This is a genomic window from Mycolicibacterium aurum (assembly GCF_900637195.1).
Taxonomy (GTDB): Bacteria; Actinomycetota; Actinomycetes; order Mycobacteriales; family Mycobacteriaceae; genus Mycobacterium; species Mycobacterium aurum.
In genome coordinates this window covers 500708-514347 of the sequence record NZ_LR134356.1, presented here as the reverse complement: position 1 = coordinate 514347, position 13640 = coordinate 500708, and the positions used below count along the sequence as shown (strand labels likewise).

Genomic DNA, 13640 nt, shown 5'->3' with positions numbered 1-13640 from the left:
ATACTTATCGCTGATAGTTCGGCGACTGCCGCCCGTTGCGCTGCGACGGCGGGACCGGCGGCGCCGAACGGCGCAGCGGATCCGGGCGCATCCCGGCGGCATCGGGCATGCCCAGCTCGGGCCGCGGCTGACCCGCAGCCTGACCGGGCGGCAGTTCAGTGCTGCGGCCGGCGGGGGCGGGGGTGAGTGGACGGCTGGGCGACCCGCTGCGGCGGGCGACAGGCGCTCCGGTGGTCGCGGACGGCAGCGGCGGCAGTACCCGCAACAGGTCGTTGAACTGGCGCACGGTACGCAGCCCCTCGTCCCATTGGGCGCGGGTGCTGGCCACCGGCATGCTGATCAGCGTCCAGTTCTGCTCGTTCCACATGATCTCGGCGCAGTCCGGCGCGGTATGCGCGAACGTCACCATGCGGCGGTCACAGGCACGACGGGCGGCGTCGAGGTTGGTGGAGTACACCATCCGGGGGCCGATGGCGCCGAGCAGCCAGATGTCGCTCTCGCGAGGTTCCTTGATGCCCTTGAGCCGCATGTCGACGACGACGTTGGTGCCGACCTTGCGGTGCAGCGCGATCACGGTGGCGACGTCGTCGAGATCGAAGATGAACACCGCCTCGCCGCGGATCTGGCCGAGGACGACGTTCTTGGCGGTCACATCGCCGACGGTCGACATCACCCCGCGCTTCCAGCGCTTGAGGATGTCACCGGATTCGTGCTCATAGTCGAAGCCGTGCGACTTGGCCCAGGACTTGCGACGCCGGCCCAGCCCGCGCCGGCGATCGAGATCGACGTACAGCAGAACCGCCGCACCCACGAAACAGAGTGCGGACAGCGTGAACCAGAGCGGGACCATTGCGCCTAGCGTAACTTCTCAGCCCGCCGAACCCCGAACTCGAACAGATCACAACCAGGTCTCGGCCCAGCTCACTCGGCAAAAGTTCACAGCGAGAGTGCGTACAGATCACGAATTACGCCCCTGAGACACTCTGAGCGCACCCTCGGTGGCATCGCCTACGAGAAAACCCCGCCACACCGAGGTATGACGGGGTTTCCCGGCTCAGCTCATCCCAGGACGAGCCCTTCGCCGTCCGCCCTCAGGTTGACCGGCACCACGTCGCCGTCGTGCACCTCGCCCGCGAGCAGCAGCTTGGCCAGCTGGTCCCCGATGGCCTGCTGCACCAGCCGGCGCAGCGGCCGCGCACCGTAGAGCGGGTCGAAGCCCCGCTCTGCCAGCCACGTCTTCGCAGGCAGCGACACCTCCAGGGTGAGGCGGCGCTGCTGCAACCGCTTGGCCAGCTGCTCCAGCTGGATGTCGACGATGGACACCAGCTCGGCGGGATTGAGCGCGTCGAACATGATGACGTCATCCAGGCGGTTAATGAACTCCGGCTTGAACGCCGAGCGCACCGCGGCCATCACCTGCTCCTCGGAGCCGCCGGCGCCGAGGTTGGACGTCAGGATCAGGATCGTGTTGCGGAAGTCCACCGTGCGGCCCTGACCGTCGGTCAGCCTGCCCTCGTCGAGCACCTGCAGCAGCACGTCGAACACGTCCGGGTGCGCCTTCTCGATCTCGTCGAACAGGATCACCGTGTACGGACGCCTGCGCACCGCTTCGGTCAGCTGACCACCCTGGTCGTAGCCGACGTAGCCGGGAGGGGCACCGACCAGGCGGGCCACCGAGTGCTTCTCGCCGTACTCGCTCATGTCGATGCGGACCATCGCCCGCTCGTCGTCGAACAGGAACTCCGCCAGCGCCTTGGCCAGCTCGGTCTTACCGACACCGGTGGGGCCGAGGAACATGAACGAACCGGTGGGCCGGTTGGGGTCGGCGACACCGGCACGACTGCGGCGCACCGCGTCGGAGACGGCCTGCACGGCCTTCGTCTGCCCGATCACGCGCTTGCCCAGCTCGGATTCCATCCGCAGGAGCTTGGCTGTCTCACCCTCGAGCATCCGGCCGGCCGGGATTCCGGTCCACGCCTCCACCACCTCGGCGATGTCGTCGGGACCGACGTCCTCCTTGAGCATGACGTTCTCGCGCGCCTCGGCGTGCGGCACGGCCGCATCGAGCTTCTTCTCGACCTCCGGGATCCGGCCGTAGCGCAGCTCGGCGGCCTTGGCCAGGTCGCCGTCACGTTCGGCCCGGTCAGCCTCCCCGCGCAGCGTGTCCAGCTGTTCCTTGAGCTCGCGAACGATGTCGATGGCGCCCTTCTCGTTCTGCCAGCGGGTGGTCAGCTCGGACAGCGTCTCCTTCTTGTCGGCGAGTTCGGCGCGTAGTTTCTCCAGGCGGTCGCGTGATGCGGCGTCCTCTTCCTTCTCCAGCGCCATCTCCTCGATCTCGAGACGACGCACCAGGCGCTCGACCTCGTCGATCTCGACGGGTCGGGAGTCGATCTCCATCCGGAGCCTCGACGCGGCCTCGTCGACGAGGTCGATGGCCTTGTCCGGCAGGAACCGGCTGGTGATGTAGCGGTCCGACAGCGTCGCAGCGGCGACCAGCGCGGAGTCGGTGATGCGGACGCCGTGGTGCACCTCGTAGCGGTCCTTGAGCCCGCGCAGGATGCCGACGGTGTCCTCGACCGACGGCTCACCGACGAACACCTGCTGGAAGCGGCGTTCCAGCGCGGCGTCCTTCTCGATGTACTTGCGGTACTCGTCGAGCGTGGTGGCGCCGACCAGGCGCAGCTCACCGCGGGCCAGCATCGGTTTGATCATGTTGCCGGCATCCATCGCGGATTCACCGGTCGCGCCGGCTCCGACGATGGTGTGCAGCTCGTCGATGAACGTGATGATCTGGCCGGCCGAGTTCTTGATGTCGTCGAGGACGGCCTTGAGCCGCTCCTCGAACTCACCGCGGTACTTGGCGCCGGCGACCATCGAACCCATGTCGAGCGAGACGACGGTCTTGTCGCGCAACGACTCTGGCACGTCGCCGGCGACGATGCGCTGGGCCAGGCCCTCGACGATCGCGGTCTTGCCGACGCCGGGCTCACCGATGAGTACCGGGTTGTTCTTGGTGCGGCGGCTCAGCACCTGCACGACACGACGAATCTCGTTGTCGCGTCCGATGACCGGATCGAGCTTGCCCTCCCGGGCGCGTGCGGTCAGGTCGGTGGAGTACTTCTCCAGAGCCTGATAGGTGGCCTCCGGGTCGGGGTTGGTGACGCGGGCGCTGCCGCGAACCTTCACGAACGCCTCGCGCAGCGCCTGCGGCGACGCGCCATGGTTCGTGAGCAGCTTGGCGACGTCACTGTCACCCGTGGCCAGGCCGACGAGCAGATGCTCGGTGGAGACATACTCGTCGTCCATCTCGGTGGCCAGGTGGGTGGCCGCGGTGATCGCGGCGATCGCCTGAGGAGCCAGCTGGGGCTGCGAGCTCGACCCGGTTGCACTGGGCAATCGGTCGAGAAGCCGCTGAGTCTCGGCACGCACAGTCGCGGGTTCGACGCCGACGGCCTCCAGAAGCGGTGCGGCAATGCCGTCGTTCTGCGTCAGCAGTGCCATCAACAGATGGGCGGGCGAAATCTGCGGGTTGCCTGCGGCCGTGGCCGCCTGCAGCGCCGCCGTCAGGGCCGCCTGGGTTTTGGTCGTCGGGTTGAACGAGTCCACGACACCTCCCTTTCAGGTACAGAGGGCCGTACAACGGGCCCTTGAAATGCTTGTCGCCTTGAACAACGCAGTCAAGGTTGAGTCTGTTCCGCTCAAGTCTACAAAGTTCCGGCAATTTAACCAGTGCCGTTGGTCCCTAGCGACTGAGAATCGGATCTCCCGAGCGTTTGGTCTCCAACCGGTGCCAGGTCCACCAGAACAGCAGCGCCGCGGCCACCGACCCGGCTGCGGCCAGCCACTGGGATCCGAGGAACAGGTACCACTGGGTGGGCCTGGCGTTCATGCGGGCCGACACCACCTCGATCGCAGCGGCAAAGCCGAGCGCCAGGCTCACAGCCCCGACGACGCCCACCACGGTGACGAAGACTGTCCGCAGGGTGTATCGCGCCGCCGAGGGCGACACGACGGCGCGCACCCGACCCGTACTCGCCAGGAAAAGGGACGCGGCGCAGGCGACGATCAACGCGACCGCGTCCGCGGCGAGGGTGTCAGACAGCCGGTGCGCTCCGATGACCACCGTGTAGGCACCGATGCCCACTGCCCAGGTGAGCGCGAAAAACATTGCGACACCGCGGAATCTGTACGGCATCACGATCAATACCGCGAACATCAGCGACATCGCCGCCGTCGTGTGGCCGCTCGGCAACGTGTTCTCCGCGAACGTGCCCTGGGCCGCCCCCAGATCCGGACGTGTCAGTGCGTGGTACTTCAATACCTGGGTCACCGCCTGACCCCCGAAGATCACCGCCATCCCGACCACGGAGAGCCACAGCTGCCGTCGCAGGAGACCGATGACGCCGACGATGAGCGCCGCGGCCACCTGGGAGGAGACGGTGATGGTGTGGAACAGTTCGAGCGCGACGCGATGCAGTTCGGCGTCGACCTGGTCGGAGCCCCGCAGGGCGGCATCCTCCATGGCCTGGCCCATGCGCGTGCGCACCGCCAGCAGATAGACCGCCGACCCGAGCAGCAGCGCAGCCACCGCCACCACTGTCCAGCGCCGTCGAGCGCGGATCAACCGGCGGCGGCCATCGAGCGCTCCACGATCACCGACGGCCGACGCGGCCACGCCCACTGCGGCAGGGCCGACGCGCACACCACCGGCGCCACCGAGTCGATGACGTCCCTGAGATGTCAGGTGAGTGGGCTCCTGTTCGATTCCTGAGCCGCCGCGAGACGCGTCGCATCGAGCGTCGCGGCAGGCATTGCCGGGTCAGTTCCGTCCAACTCTAGAGATTTCCGGCGAGTTTTCACCACCGGACACGGGCGCCGTGCCCGTTCTCGCAGCCCCGACGGGGCTACCGTCACGACATGTCCGACTCCGACCCCGGCGACTTCGAGTTCGAGCGGAAGTTCTTCGTGCGCGAGATGCCTGCGGTGGCGGCGTCCGATCCCAGCCCGCTGCTGATCGCCCAGGCCTATCTTTTCGCCTCGGAGGGCTACGCGGTGCGTGTCCGCCTGCAGGGCCCGGCTCCCGAACGGCTGGATCGCACCGCCGCCGAACTGGTGAGCGCGCTGAACGAGGAGTCGATCGGCACCATGACCGCCAAGGGTCCTGCCGCAGGCGGCACCCGCTACGAGGCCGAGCGCGAGCTCGATCCCCTGGTGGCCGGCCAGATCGTGTCACGGGCCGAGCACGTAGTCCTCAAGGTCCGGTCGTCGGTGTGGCTCGGCGAGGACGGCTGGGTGATCGACCGCTTCCTGAGCGGCAACGCTCCCCTGTTGCTGGCCGAGGTCGAGCGCGGCGGACCCGTTGTCGATCTGACCATCCCGTCGTTCTGCACCACCGAAGTGTCCGAGGACGATCGGTTCCGTAACGAATATCTGGCCCATCATCCGTTCGGCTCGTGGGCCGACGACTATCGACGCGAACTCGATTCGCTCGGACCACGATTCGTCACCAACCTGGGGCAGAACCAGTTCGACGACGCCTGAGCAGCGCCGAGGTTCTCGCTCTGCAGTTTCACTCGCGCTGAATTATATTCTTTACCGAAGCAACCACGACGACGAAGCTGACGCAGCCACTACGACGTGGCAGGGGTTCGCTCGTCGCGATCTCCACGCAACCCCCTCATCTGACCGGACCGGCTGAGCCCACAGCCGCACCGTGTTTCGTTGTGCGCTCACTTCGCAAGGAGTCCTTCGTGTTCCACCCCTCCGATCTGTCGCCCGGACTCGGTATCGCCCTGATGCTCGGTCTGGGCGCGTTCATGTTCGTGGTCGCATCCACGGTCCGCACCATGGTGAAGAACACCCACGACTTCGTCATCGCCGACCGGCGCATCGGTTTCGGATTCGGCGTCGGCTCGGTCATCGCGGTGTGGACCTGGTCGATGGCCGTGATGATGTCCTCCGCGCAGGCGTACACCTTCGGCATATCGGGCCTGATCTGGTTCGTCGTCCCCAATGGCCTCGCGGTCATGGTGATGGTGCCCTTCGCGCTGAAGCTGCGTCGCCAGATGCCGGCGGGCTACACGATCGTCGAGTTCATCCGGGAGCGCTTTCAGAACAGGCCGGCCACCACGGTGATGCTCGTGGCGATGCTGTTGGGACTGCTCGCCGAGATCTTCATCAACCTCTTCGGCGTGGTGCTGGTGACCGGCGTGGTGTTCGGCCTCAATCCGACGGTCGTGCTGATCGTCACGCTGGGCACGGTCACGGTCTACTCGTACTTCGGCGGGCTGTGGACCTCGGCCATCACCGCGACGTTCAACACCCTGCTGATCACCGTGCCTGCGGCCGTCGTCGTGCTGTACGTGCTGGCCAAGGTCGGCGGTCCCGACGTCATCTTCCAGAAGGTGGGCGAGGCAGGGCCCAACACGCTCAACGCATTTGACGGTCAGGCGGCCGCCGCGTTCGGCATCTCACTGGCGCTGGGTCTGCTTGCTTCGACGATGGCCGACCAGACGTTCTGGCAGAAGGCATGGGCGCTCAAGCCGGCCACCATGGGCCGGACATTCGTGTGGGCGGGGCTGTGGTTCTACCCGATCCCGATCGCGATGGGTCTGCTCGGGTTGGTCGCGCTGGCCTTCAATCTCAATGTCGAGGATCTGGGCGCCGCGGGTCCCGGTGGCGTCGGCCCGTACGTGGTGAGCAATCTCGGGTTGCCCCTCATCCTGATCGCACTGTACGTGCTGATCATCCTCAACGCCTGCTACTCCACGATCGACGGCGCCTTCTCGGCGCTGTCGTCGGTGGTGGCCGTCGACATCCTCAAGCGCGCCAAGCCCGACATCGCCCCGAAGTCGTTGTTCCGCTGGACCAAAGCCTCGATCATCATCGCCGGTGTCCTTGGCGGCATCGTGGTCAGCTCGGGCATCGACTATGTCGAGCTCGTCAACACCGTCTACTTCATCAAGGCCGCGCTGATCATCCCACTCGGATTGGCGATCTTCTGGAGGCGCATGACCTCCACAGCGTTCGTGACCAGCCTTTTGCTGGCCATCGCAATCGGATACCCCGTTCGCGAGTACGTCGGCGAACTACCCGGAATCATTACCCTGGAGGCGATCTCGCTCGTGGCTGCCGTTGGTATCAGCCTGTTGTCCAAGCAATCATTCGACTTCGACTCGCTGAAGTCGCGCCGCGGCGCGCTGTCCGAGGACAAGCGCCAGGCCGCTGCGGCGGACCGCGACGAGGATCTGGATCCGGTCCGATGACCGCCCCCTGGATCGCGTTCTGGACGGCGTCGGTGGTCGGCACGATCGTCGGTATCGTCTACATCACCCTGGCGGTGCAGGCCTTTTTCCGGGTCCGCAAGGACGTACTGGCCCTGGCGGCCAGCGGAGAAACCGCCGACCTCGAGGTCGATACGCTCGACGCCAACGACGCCGGCTCCTTCAGCTGGAAAGCTCTTGGCGCCGTGGCTGTCTCGACATCAGTCATCGCCCTGCTCGGTGTCAGCCCAGTGTTCTGGTACATCCCCGCGATCCTGGCCGTCGGCTCGGCCGTCGCGGTCATCTTCGCGTTCCTCATCGACGCCAAGAGCACAGCCAGGACGATCGAAACGACAGGACAGTAGAACGTGACCGACAATAACAAGATGCATCTGCTGGGGTTCGTCCAGCACGGCGTCATGAACCATGCATCCACGATGTGGGCACACCCTCGCGACAAGGTCGGCTACCACTGGTCGCGCCCTGAGTACTGGCGCGACCTCGGAAGGACCATGGAGCGTGGTCTTTTCGACGCCATGTTCATCGCCGACGAGCTCGCGCCGTACACCACCTACAAGGGCAATTCAGACCCGGTGGTGAAGTTCGCCGGCCAGTGTCCGGTGCACGAACCCGCCAGCGTGGTGCCGATCGTCGGCGCATTCACCAAGCATCTCGGCATCGGCATCACGCTGTCGACGTCCTTTGTCCCGCCGTACATGATGGCCCGGCAGCTGTCGACACTGGACCACCTCACCGGCGGCCGTGTCGGCTGGAACATCGTCACGTCCTACTCCAAGAGCGAGTTCCAGGCAATGGGCAAGGAGAACCTCACACCGCGTGACAAGCGTTACGAGGTGGTCGAGGAGTACATGCAGCTGCTGTACCAACTATGGGACTCGTGGGATGACGACGCCATCGTCTACGACCGGGAGAACGGCGTCTTCGCCGATCCGGCCAAGGTGCGCGAGGTCGATTTTCAGGGCGAGTTCTTCACGTCCAAAGGCAGGCACTTCGTCGCACCCTCGCCGCAGAAGCGGCCAGTCCTGTGGCAGGCGGGATCCTCCGAGCAGGGCCGCGATTTCGCCGCCAAGCACGCCGAATCTGTCTTCGGCATCTTCCCCACACCCAAGAGCATGCGTGCCTACGCCGACGACATCCGCACCCGTGCAAGCGATGCCGGCCGCGACCCGGAATCGGTGAAGCTGATCTACGGCCTGCAGACCATCATCGACCGGGACAAGTCCCGGGCCAACGACCGCTACGCCGAGTTCGTCGAGAAGGTGCAGATCGAAAGTGCGCTCGGAATCCTGTCCGGCCACACCGGATTCGACTTCTCCACGCTGGGCCTCGACGACAACGTGGTCGATGCCGACGTGCAGGGTATCCGCGGGCTGTTCGACGCGATCCTGGAAGCCAAGGACGGTGCACCGGTGACGGTACGCGAGGCCGCACAGATCTACGGGGTGTCGATGGGGGCGCCGGTGGCCGTCGGCACACCGTCCGATGTCGCCGACCAGATGGAGCAGTACGTCGACGAGGGCGGCTGCAACGGCTTCATGATGCTGGCGACCGATGTCCCGGGGTGCTTCACCGACATGACCGAGCTCCTGGTTCCGGAATTGCAACGACGGGGCCGGTTCCGCACCCGCTACCCCGGAACCACGCTGCGAGAGAGCCTGCAGGAGTACTGAGCCTCTTGGGAGAACGGACTCCGCGCCGCGCGGCCCACTTTCTCGCCTTCATGCAGCACGGGGTGAGCAGTCACTCGGTCGGCATGTGGCGCCACCCGCTCGACAAGGTCGGCTGGGACTACGCATCCCCGCCGTACTGGGAGCACCTGGCCCGCACGCTGGAACGCGGGCTCTTCGACGCGGTGTTCCTGGCCGACGAGCTGGCCCCCTACAACTCGTTCGAGGACAGTTCGGACGCCACCCTGCGCTATGCGGTCCAGGCGCCGACGCACGAGCCGGCCGCACTGACTCCGATCGTCACCGGCGCGACAACGCATCTCGGTGTGGGTATCACCCTGTCCACGGCGTTCGAGCATCCGTACTCGATGGCACGGCGGCTGTCGACGTTCGACCATCTCTCAGGTGGGCGGATCGCGTGGAACATCGTCGGCTCGTACTCTCCATCGGAGTTCGCGGCGTACGGGCAGGAGATGCCGGACCGCTCCGTGCGGTATGAGCGGATCGCCGAGTACGTGGATCTGTGCTGCCGCCTGTGGGATTCGTGGCAGCCCGACGCCGTCGTCGCCGACCGCGAAAGCGGTATCTACGCCCACCCGGAGAAGATCCGGGAGGTCGTCTTCGAGGGTAGGCATTTCCGTTGTCGGGCAAGACATTTTGTCGCACCGTCGCCGCAGGGCCGACCGGTACTGTGGCAGGCCGGCGCCAGCGAGCAGGGCCGACAGTTCGCGGCGAGCACCGCCGAGGCGATCTTCGCGATACAGCCCACCGTCGAATCGATGCGCGACTACTCCGACGACATACGCCGCCGGGTGTCCGCAGCCGGCCGTGATCCGGAAGCGGTCAAGCTCTACTACGGCGCGCAGGTGATCGTCGGCGCAACCGAGGCGCAGGCACGGGACAAGGCCGAGTACCTGCAGTCGCTCTTGCGGCCCGAGGCGTCGCTGGCCATGCTCTCGGGCCAGCTTGGTGTCGATTTCTCGACTTTCGACCCCTCGACTCCGCTCGACCAGATACCCGTCCCCGGAATCCAGGGCGTCAAGGACGCCCTGGTAGCCACCGGAGCGGGAGACACGGTGACGGTGGGCGAGGCGGCCGATATCTATGCGTTCCGGTTCTCCATGCCCCAGGTGATCGGGACACCGGAGTCGGTGGCCGACCAGCTGGAGGTGTTCCTCGACGACGGCGGAGCGGACGGCTTCATGCTGTTGGCGACCTACACACCGGGGTGTTTCGAGGAGTTCGTCGACCAGGTGGTGCCTGAGCTGCAACGGCGCGGACGCTACCGCACCAGGTATCCCGGCCGGACGCTGCGCGAGAACATCCTTTCCGACTAGCTCTTCCGGAACACGATCCAGCGCAGCGCGCAATACATGTACACCGCCTCACAGCCGCCGGCGATCACGCGGGCAATGCGGTAGTCGACGCCCCAGATGGTCAACAGCGTCGACACGGCGAGGATGAACGCGACGTAGTTGACGACCACCACGACGACGTAGACCGCCAGCTGCGGCCCGACGGGCGCATGCGACCGAAAGTTGAAGTACCGGTTCAGCGCGTAGCTCAGCCCGAAGGCGCACGCGTAGGCCACGGTCACCGCCACCGGGTACGGGACTCCCAGACCGCCGCGCAGCGAGACCAGCAGCGCCAGGTCCACCCCGAAGGTGAAACTGTTGATCAGGCAGAAGCCCAGAAGGGTGGGCGGGATCCGATCCAGCCCCAAGGGCAGGTGAGCGATGACGTGCTCGCACCAGCGGTGGAATCGCACCGGGGACAGGCCGAGCCCGGCGCGCGACTCCCTTCCGACCGGCACCTGTTCACTGTGACGCCGGCAGGTGTCGCGCACGTGAGCGAACGGCTAACGCACGACGTCGGTATTCGATTCGGTATTCGACTCAGTATTCGACACGGAAGCCGCCGATCAGCCCGATGATGTTGCCATCGGGATCCGTCACCCGGGACAGCTGGACGCCCTTGTTGGCATCGCTGATGTCGCTGGGCTCCAGGCCCCGCTCGCGCAGTTGCGCGACATGGCCGGCCAGGTCGTCCACGGCAAAGTTGAGCAACGTCGATCCCGCTCGGTCTTCGTCGTGGAACACCTGCACCCAGGCGCCGGGGAGCACCTGCCACTCCACCAGCGAAGGCATCGGGTTGTTGTCTTCCGGCCGGCCGAACAGCGATGCGTACCACTGCCTGCTGGTGGCGATGTCGCGAACCGGAATGACGCCGAGTACGTGAGCGATGGACACGCGGATTCTCCTCACAGTTGGCTTTCACAGGTACCGACTCGTGCGGCCGGCCGAAATCATCGTCAGTTGGCGTAGTCCCAGAACTGGAGGTCGTGCACGGTCGCGAACACCGTGAAGGTCACGGCGTACAGCGCGAGGATCACGCCGGCGCCGGCGAGCGAGGTCCGGACCCCGGCGCCGTCGACCGGATCCAGCCACGTGCGGAACGGCCGGGACACCGCGGGCATCAGCCACCACTGCATCGCGCTGACGCTGACGACCTGGCTGATCCACAGACCCAACCACGGTGCGGCACCGGCCTCGTCGACGACTGGACCGAGAAACCGGGAGAGCAGCATCACGGTCGGATACAGGACGAGCAGCACCAGCATCACCGATTTCCAGTTCGGTGTCATCAGCGTGCGGCCGTCCTCGATGCGCACGGTGGTGCCGAACGGTGTGGTGTTCGAGATCGTCGCGAAGTCCTCGCTCAACGTCGAGCGCAATCCCGCGAGCGCCTCGGTCCGCTCCGCCGAGCGCATCCAGGCCGACAGATGCGGCCCGGTGCGGAATCGGATGATCGACAACCACTCGCCCTCCCGGTCGGCCGGGATCAGCACGGTGCCTTCGTAACCGGGGAAGGCCACGGCGGCCGTGGACAACCTCGCCTGCATCCGGCGGAATTCGCCCTCCTTGCCCGCGGTGACGGCGTGCCGGAACACCCCGACGCCCGCCGATGTCGGTCCGGCGTCGGTGAGAACCAGATCCCCGGAGCCGCACCAGAAGCCCCGCGTCTGCCCGTCCCGCAGCATGTCGCGTCGCGCCGGGCTGTCGAGCCAGGAGTGCAGCTGGTCTTCATCGGCGAACGTCACCGCGACCGCCCAATCCATATGTGGATCATCGAGATCGGACACGTAACCCGAGAGGTGGCCGGCGGCCGAACGGGCGGACGCCAGAAGCTCGGCGGCCCACACCTCGAATCCCGTCCGGTCGTCGTCGTTCCGGTGGAAGACGGTGACCGCGGATGCCGAGGTCATCGACTCGACCGCTCTTCGTGGAGGCGCCTGCCCTGCACGTACACCTCGGTGATCGCCGGCTCGCGCAATCCCATCAGCAGAGCGAAAAGTGTTTGCTCCGTCGCTCTTTCACGATCAGAGGAGCGGACACCATGGTTGATCGCACCGGCCAGCGCGGGCACCCGGGCGGGTTCGACCACCACGAAGTCGGCCTCCTTGCCGGCGTCGAAGTTGCCGAATCGGTCCTCCATGTCGAGTGCCCGCGCCCCCGCGAGTGTGCCGAGAAAGAGCATCTCGGCGGGATGCATGGCCACTGCCGCGTCGCCGTCCTCACCCATGTGCACCTTGAACGCGTCCGCCACGACCCGGGCGATCAGCCATTCGTCGCCGCCGCCGAAATCGGTTCCGGCAGAGATGTTCACACCGGAGGCCACCGTGCGCTTCCATGGCATGGTGCCCGACCCCAGGAACAGCTGAGAGACCGGGCAGTGCGCGATCGAGGTGCCGGTCTCGGCCATGCGTTCCAGTTCCGAGTCCTCACAGTGCACGCAGTGGGCCAGGATGGTCCGGCGTCCCAGCAGACTCTTGCCGCCGACCGACGATCCCGGCCCGAACTTCCCGTCGTAGGTGTCCAGATAGGTGTGGACGCCATACATCTGCTTGACGCTGGCGACCTCTCCGGTACCCGGTCTGTTGTTCTCGTTGAGGTGGCTGTGGACGTAGACGCCGCGGTCACGCACCGAGTCGTACAGCTCACCAAGGTCTTTGAGGGTATGCGTGGTGACCGAGAGCGAGAAGCGCGGGACGATCGCGACATGGAGCAGGGCTGTGGCCACATCGCCGGTGTCGGCGGCGTGCCATCTGTCGATCTCGTCACGGGTGAGACGCAGCGCATCCTCTTCCGAGGTGATCAGCGCCGCCGCGCTGTCCGGGCCCACGGTCTGGATGCCGCGTCCGCTGACGATGCGCAGACCGCGGCGTCGCGTCTCGGCGAACAGGGCATCCTGCGCGTGCGGGAACGCCGAACCGAACACCATGGCCGCGGTGGTTCCGGCGGCGATGCGGCGGTCACAGAATTCCACCGCGGCGCGTGCGGCGAACTCCGGGTCGGCGAACCGCGACTCGGATGGGAAGATGCAGTGTTCGAGCCACTCCAACAGCTGACCTCCGCCGTAGGAGTCACCTGCGAAGGTCTGCGGGAAATGGATGTGGGTATCGACGAATCCCGGTAGCAGAAACCCCGGACGGTGGTCGCGGACCTCGGCACCGTCGAACTCGGGCGGCAGCGCGGCGCGCTCACCGCAGAACACGATGCGGCCGGATCCGTCGACCGCCAGTGCGCCGTCGGGGATCGAGACGAGCGCGGAGGCCGCGCCGGTCAGCGCGGGACTGCCTGCGACGTGAAACACGTGCCCGAGATGGAGCTGGGTCATGGGGCGACGATAC

The 13640-nt window shown here is 66.3% G+C and carries 12 protein-coding genes; 5 read left to right on the top strand and 7 right to left on the bottom strand.

Features of this window, described 5'->3' with window-relative positions; all coding sequences use genetic code 11:
- Positions 1–4 precede the first annotated feature (4 nt).
- The 3 genes from ttfA to EL337_RS02380 all read right to left on the bottom strand — a co-directional run bounded on the left by ttfA (position 5) and on the right by EL337_RS02380 (position 4675).
- Positions 5–850, bottom strand: a complete 846-nt coding sequence (gene ttfA / locus EL337_RS02390; protein ID WP_048633300.1) for a trehalose monomycolate transport factor TtfA — start codon at positions 848–850, stop codon at positions 5–7.
- A 209-nt stretch (positions 851–1059) separates the two neighbouring features.
- Positions 1060–3606, bottom strand: coding sequence for an ATP-dependent chaperone ClpB (gene clpB, locus EL337_RS02385; RefSeq protein WP_048633301.1), 2547 nt, complete (start codon positions 3604–3606; stop codon positions 1060–1062).
- Positions 3607–3742: 136 nt separating this feature from the next.
- The gene (locus EL337_RS02380; RefSeq protein WP_048633343.1) at positions 3743–4675 is read right to left on the bottom strand and encodes a phosphatase PAP2 family protein; all 933 of its coding nucleotides are present in this window, start codon (positions 4673–4675) and stop codon (positions 3743–3745) included.
- A 242-nt stretch (positions 4676–4917) separates the two neighbouring features.
- Here EL337_RS02380 and EL337_RS02375 point away from each other — a divergent pair, with 242 nt between their 5' ends.
- The 5 genes from EL337_RS02375 to EL337_RS02355 all read left to right on the top strand — a co-directional run bounded on the left by EL337_RS02375 (position 4918) and on the right by EL337_RS02355 (position 10287).
- Positions 4918–5541 (top strand): CYTH domain-containing protein, encoded by a 624-nt coding sequence (locus EL337_RS02375; RefSeq protein WP_048633302.1) that lies wholly within the window; start codon positions 4918–4920, stop codon positions 5539–5541.
- A 182-nt stretch (positions 5542–5723) separates the two neighbouring features.
- Positions 5724–7265, top strand: a complete 1542-nt coding sequence (locus tag EL337_RS02370) for a sodium:solute symporter family transporter (protein ID WP_235666609.1) — start codon at positions 5724–5726, stop codon at positions 7263–7265.
- Positions 7262–7627: a hypothetical protein gene (locus EL337_RS02365; protein ID WP_048633303.1), complete on the top strand. Its 366-nt coding sequence runs from the start codon at positions 7262–7264 to the stop codon at positions 7625–7627. The genes EL337_RS02370 and EL337_RS02365 overlap by 4 nt, the downstream gene beginning before the upstream one ends.
- A 21-nt stretch (positions 7628–7648) precedes the next feature.
- Entirely contained in the window at positions 7649–8953 is a 1305-nt protein-coding gene (locus EL337_RS02360) for an LLM class flavin-dependent oxidoreductase (RefSeq protein WP_197724248.1), read from the top strand.
- Positions 8954–9003: 50 nt separating this feature from the next.
- Positions 9004–10287, top strand: coding sequence for an LLM class flavin-dependent oxidoreductase (locus EL337_RS02355; RefSeq protein ID WP_048633305.1), 1284 nt, complete (start codon positions 9004–9006; stop codon positions 10285–10287).
- On the opposite strand, the gene EL337_RS02350 is transcribed toward EL337_RS02355, so the two are convergent.
- The 4 genes from EL337_RS02350 to EL337_RS02335 form a co-directional block, all read right to left on the bottom strand.
- Positions 10284–10763: a GtrA family protein gene (locus EL337_RS02350; RefSeq protein ID WP_048633345.1), complete on the bottom strand. Its 480-nt coding sequence runs from the start codon at positions 10761–10763 to the stop codon at positions 10284–10286. The genes EL337_RS02355 and EL337_RS02350 overlap by 4 nt on opposite strands.
- Before the next feature lie 82 nt (positions 10764–10845).
- A complete protein-coding gene (locus EL337_RS02345) occupies positions 10846–11199 on the bottom strand; it encodes a VOC family protein (protein ID WP_048633306.1) in 354 nt (117 codons plus the stop codon).
- A 62-nt stretch (positions 11200–11261) separates the two neighbouring features.
- Positions 11262–12215, bottom strand: a complete 954-nt coding sequence (locus EL337_RS02340) for a putative antibiotic biosynthesis monooxygenase (protein ID WP_048633307.1) — start codon at positions 12213–12215, stop codon at positions 11262–11264.
- On the bottom strand, positions 12212–13627 hold the full coding sequence (locus EL337_RS02335) for a guanine deaminase (RefSeq protein ID WP_048633308.1): 1416 nt from the start codon (positions 13625–13627) through the stop codon (positions 12212–12214). The genes EL337_RS02340 and EL337_RS02335 overlap by 4 nt, the downstream gene beginning before the upstream one ends.
- Positions 13628–13640 lie beyond the last annotated feature (13 nt).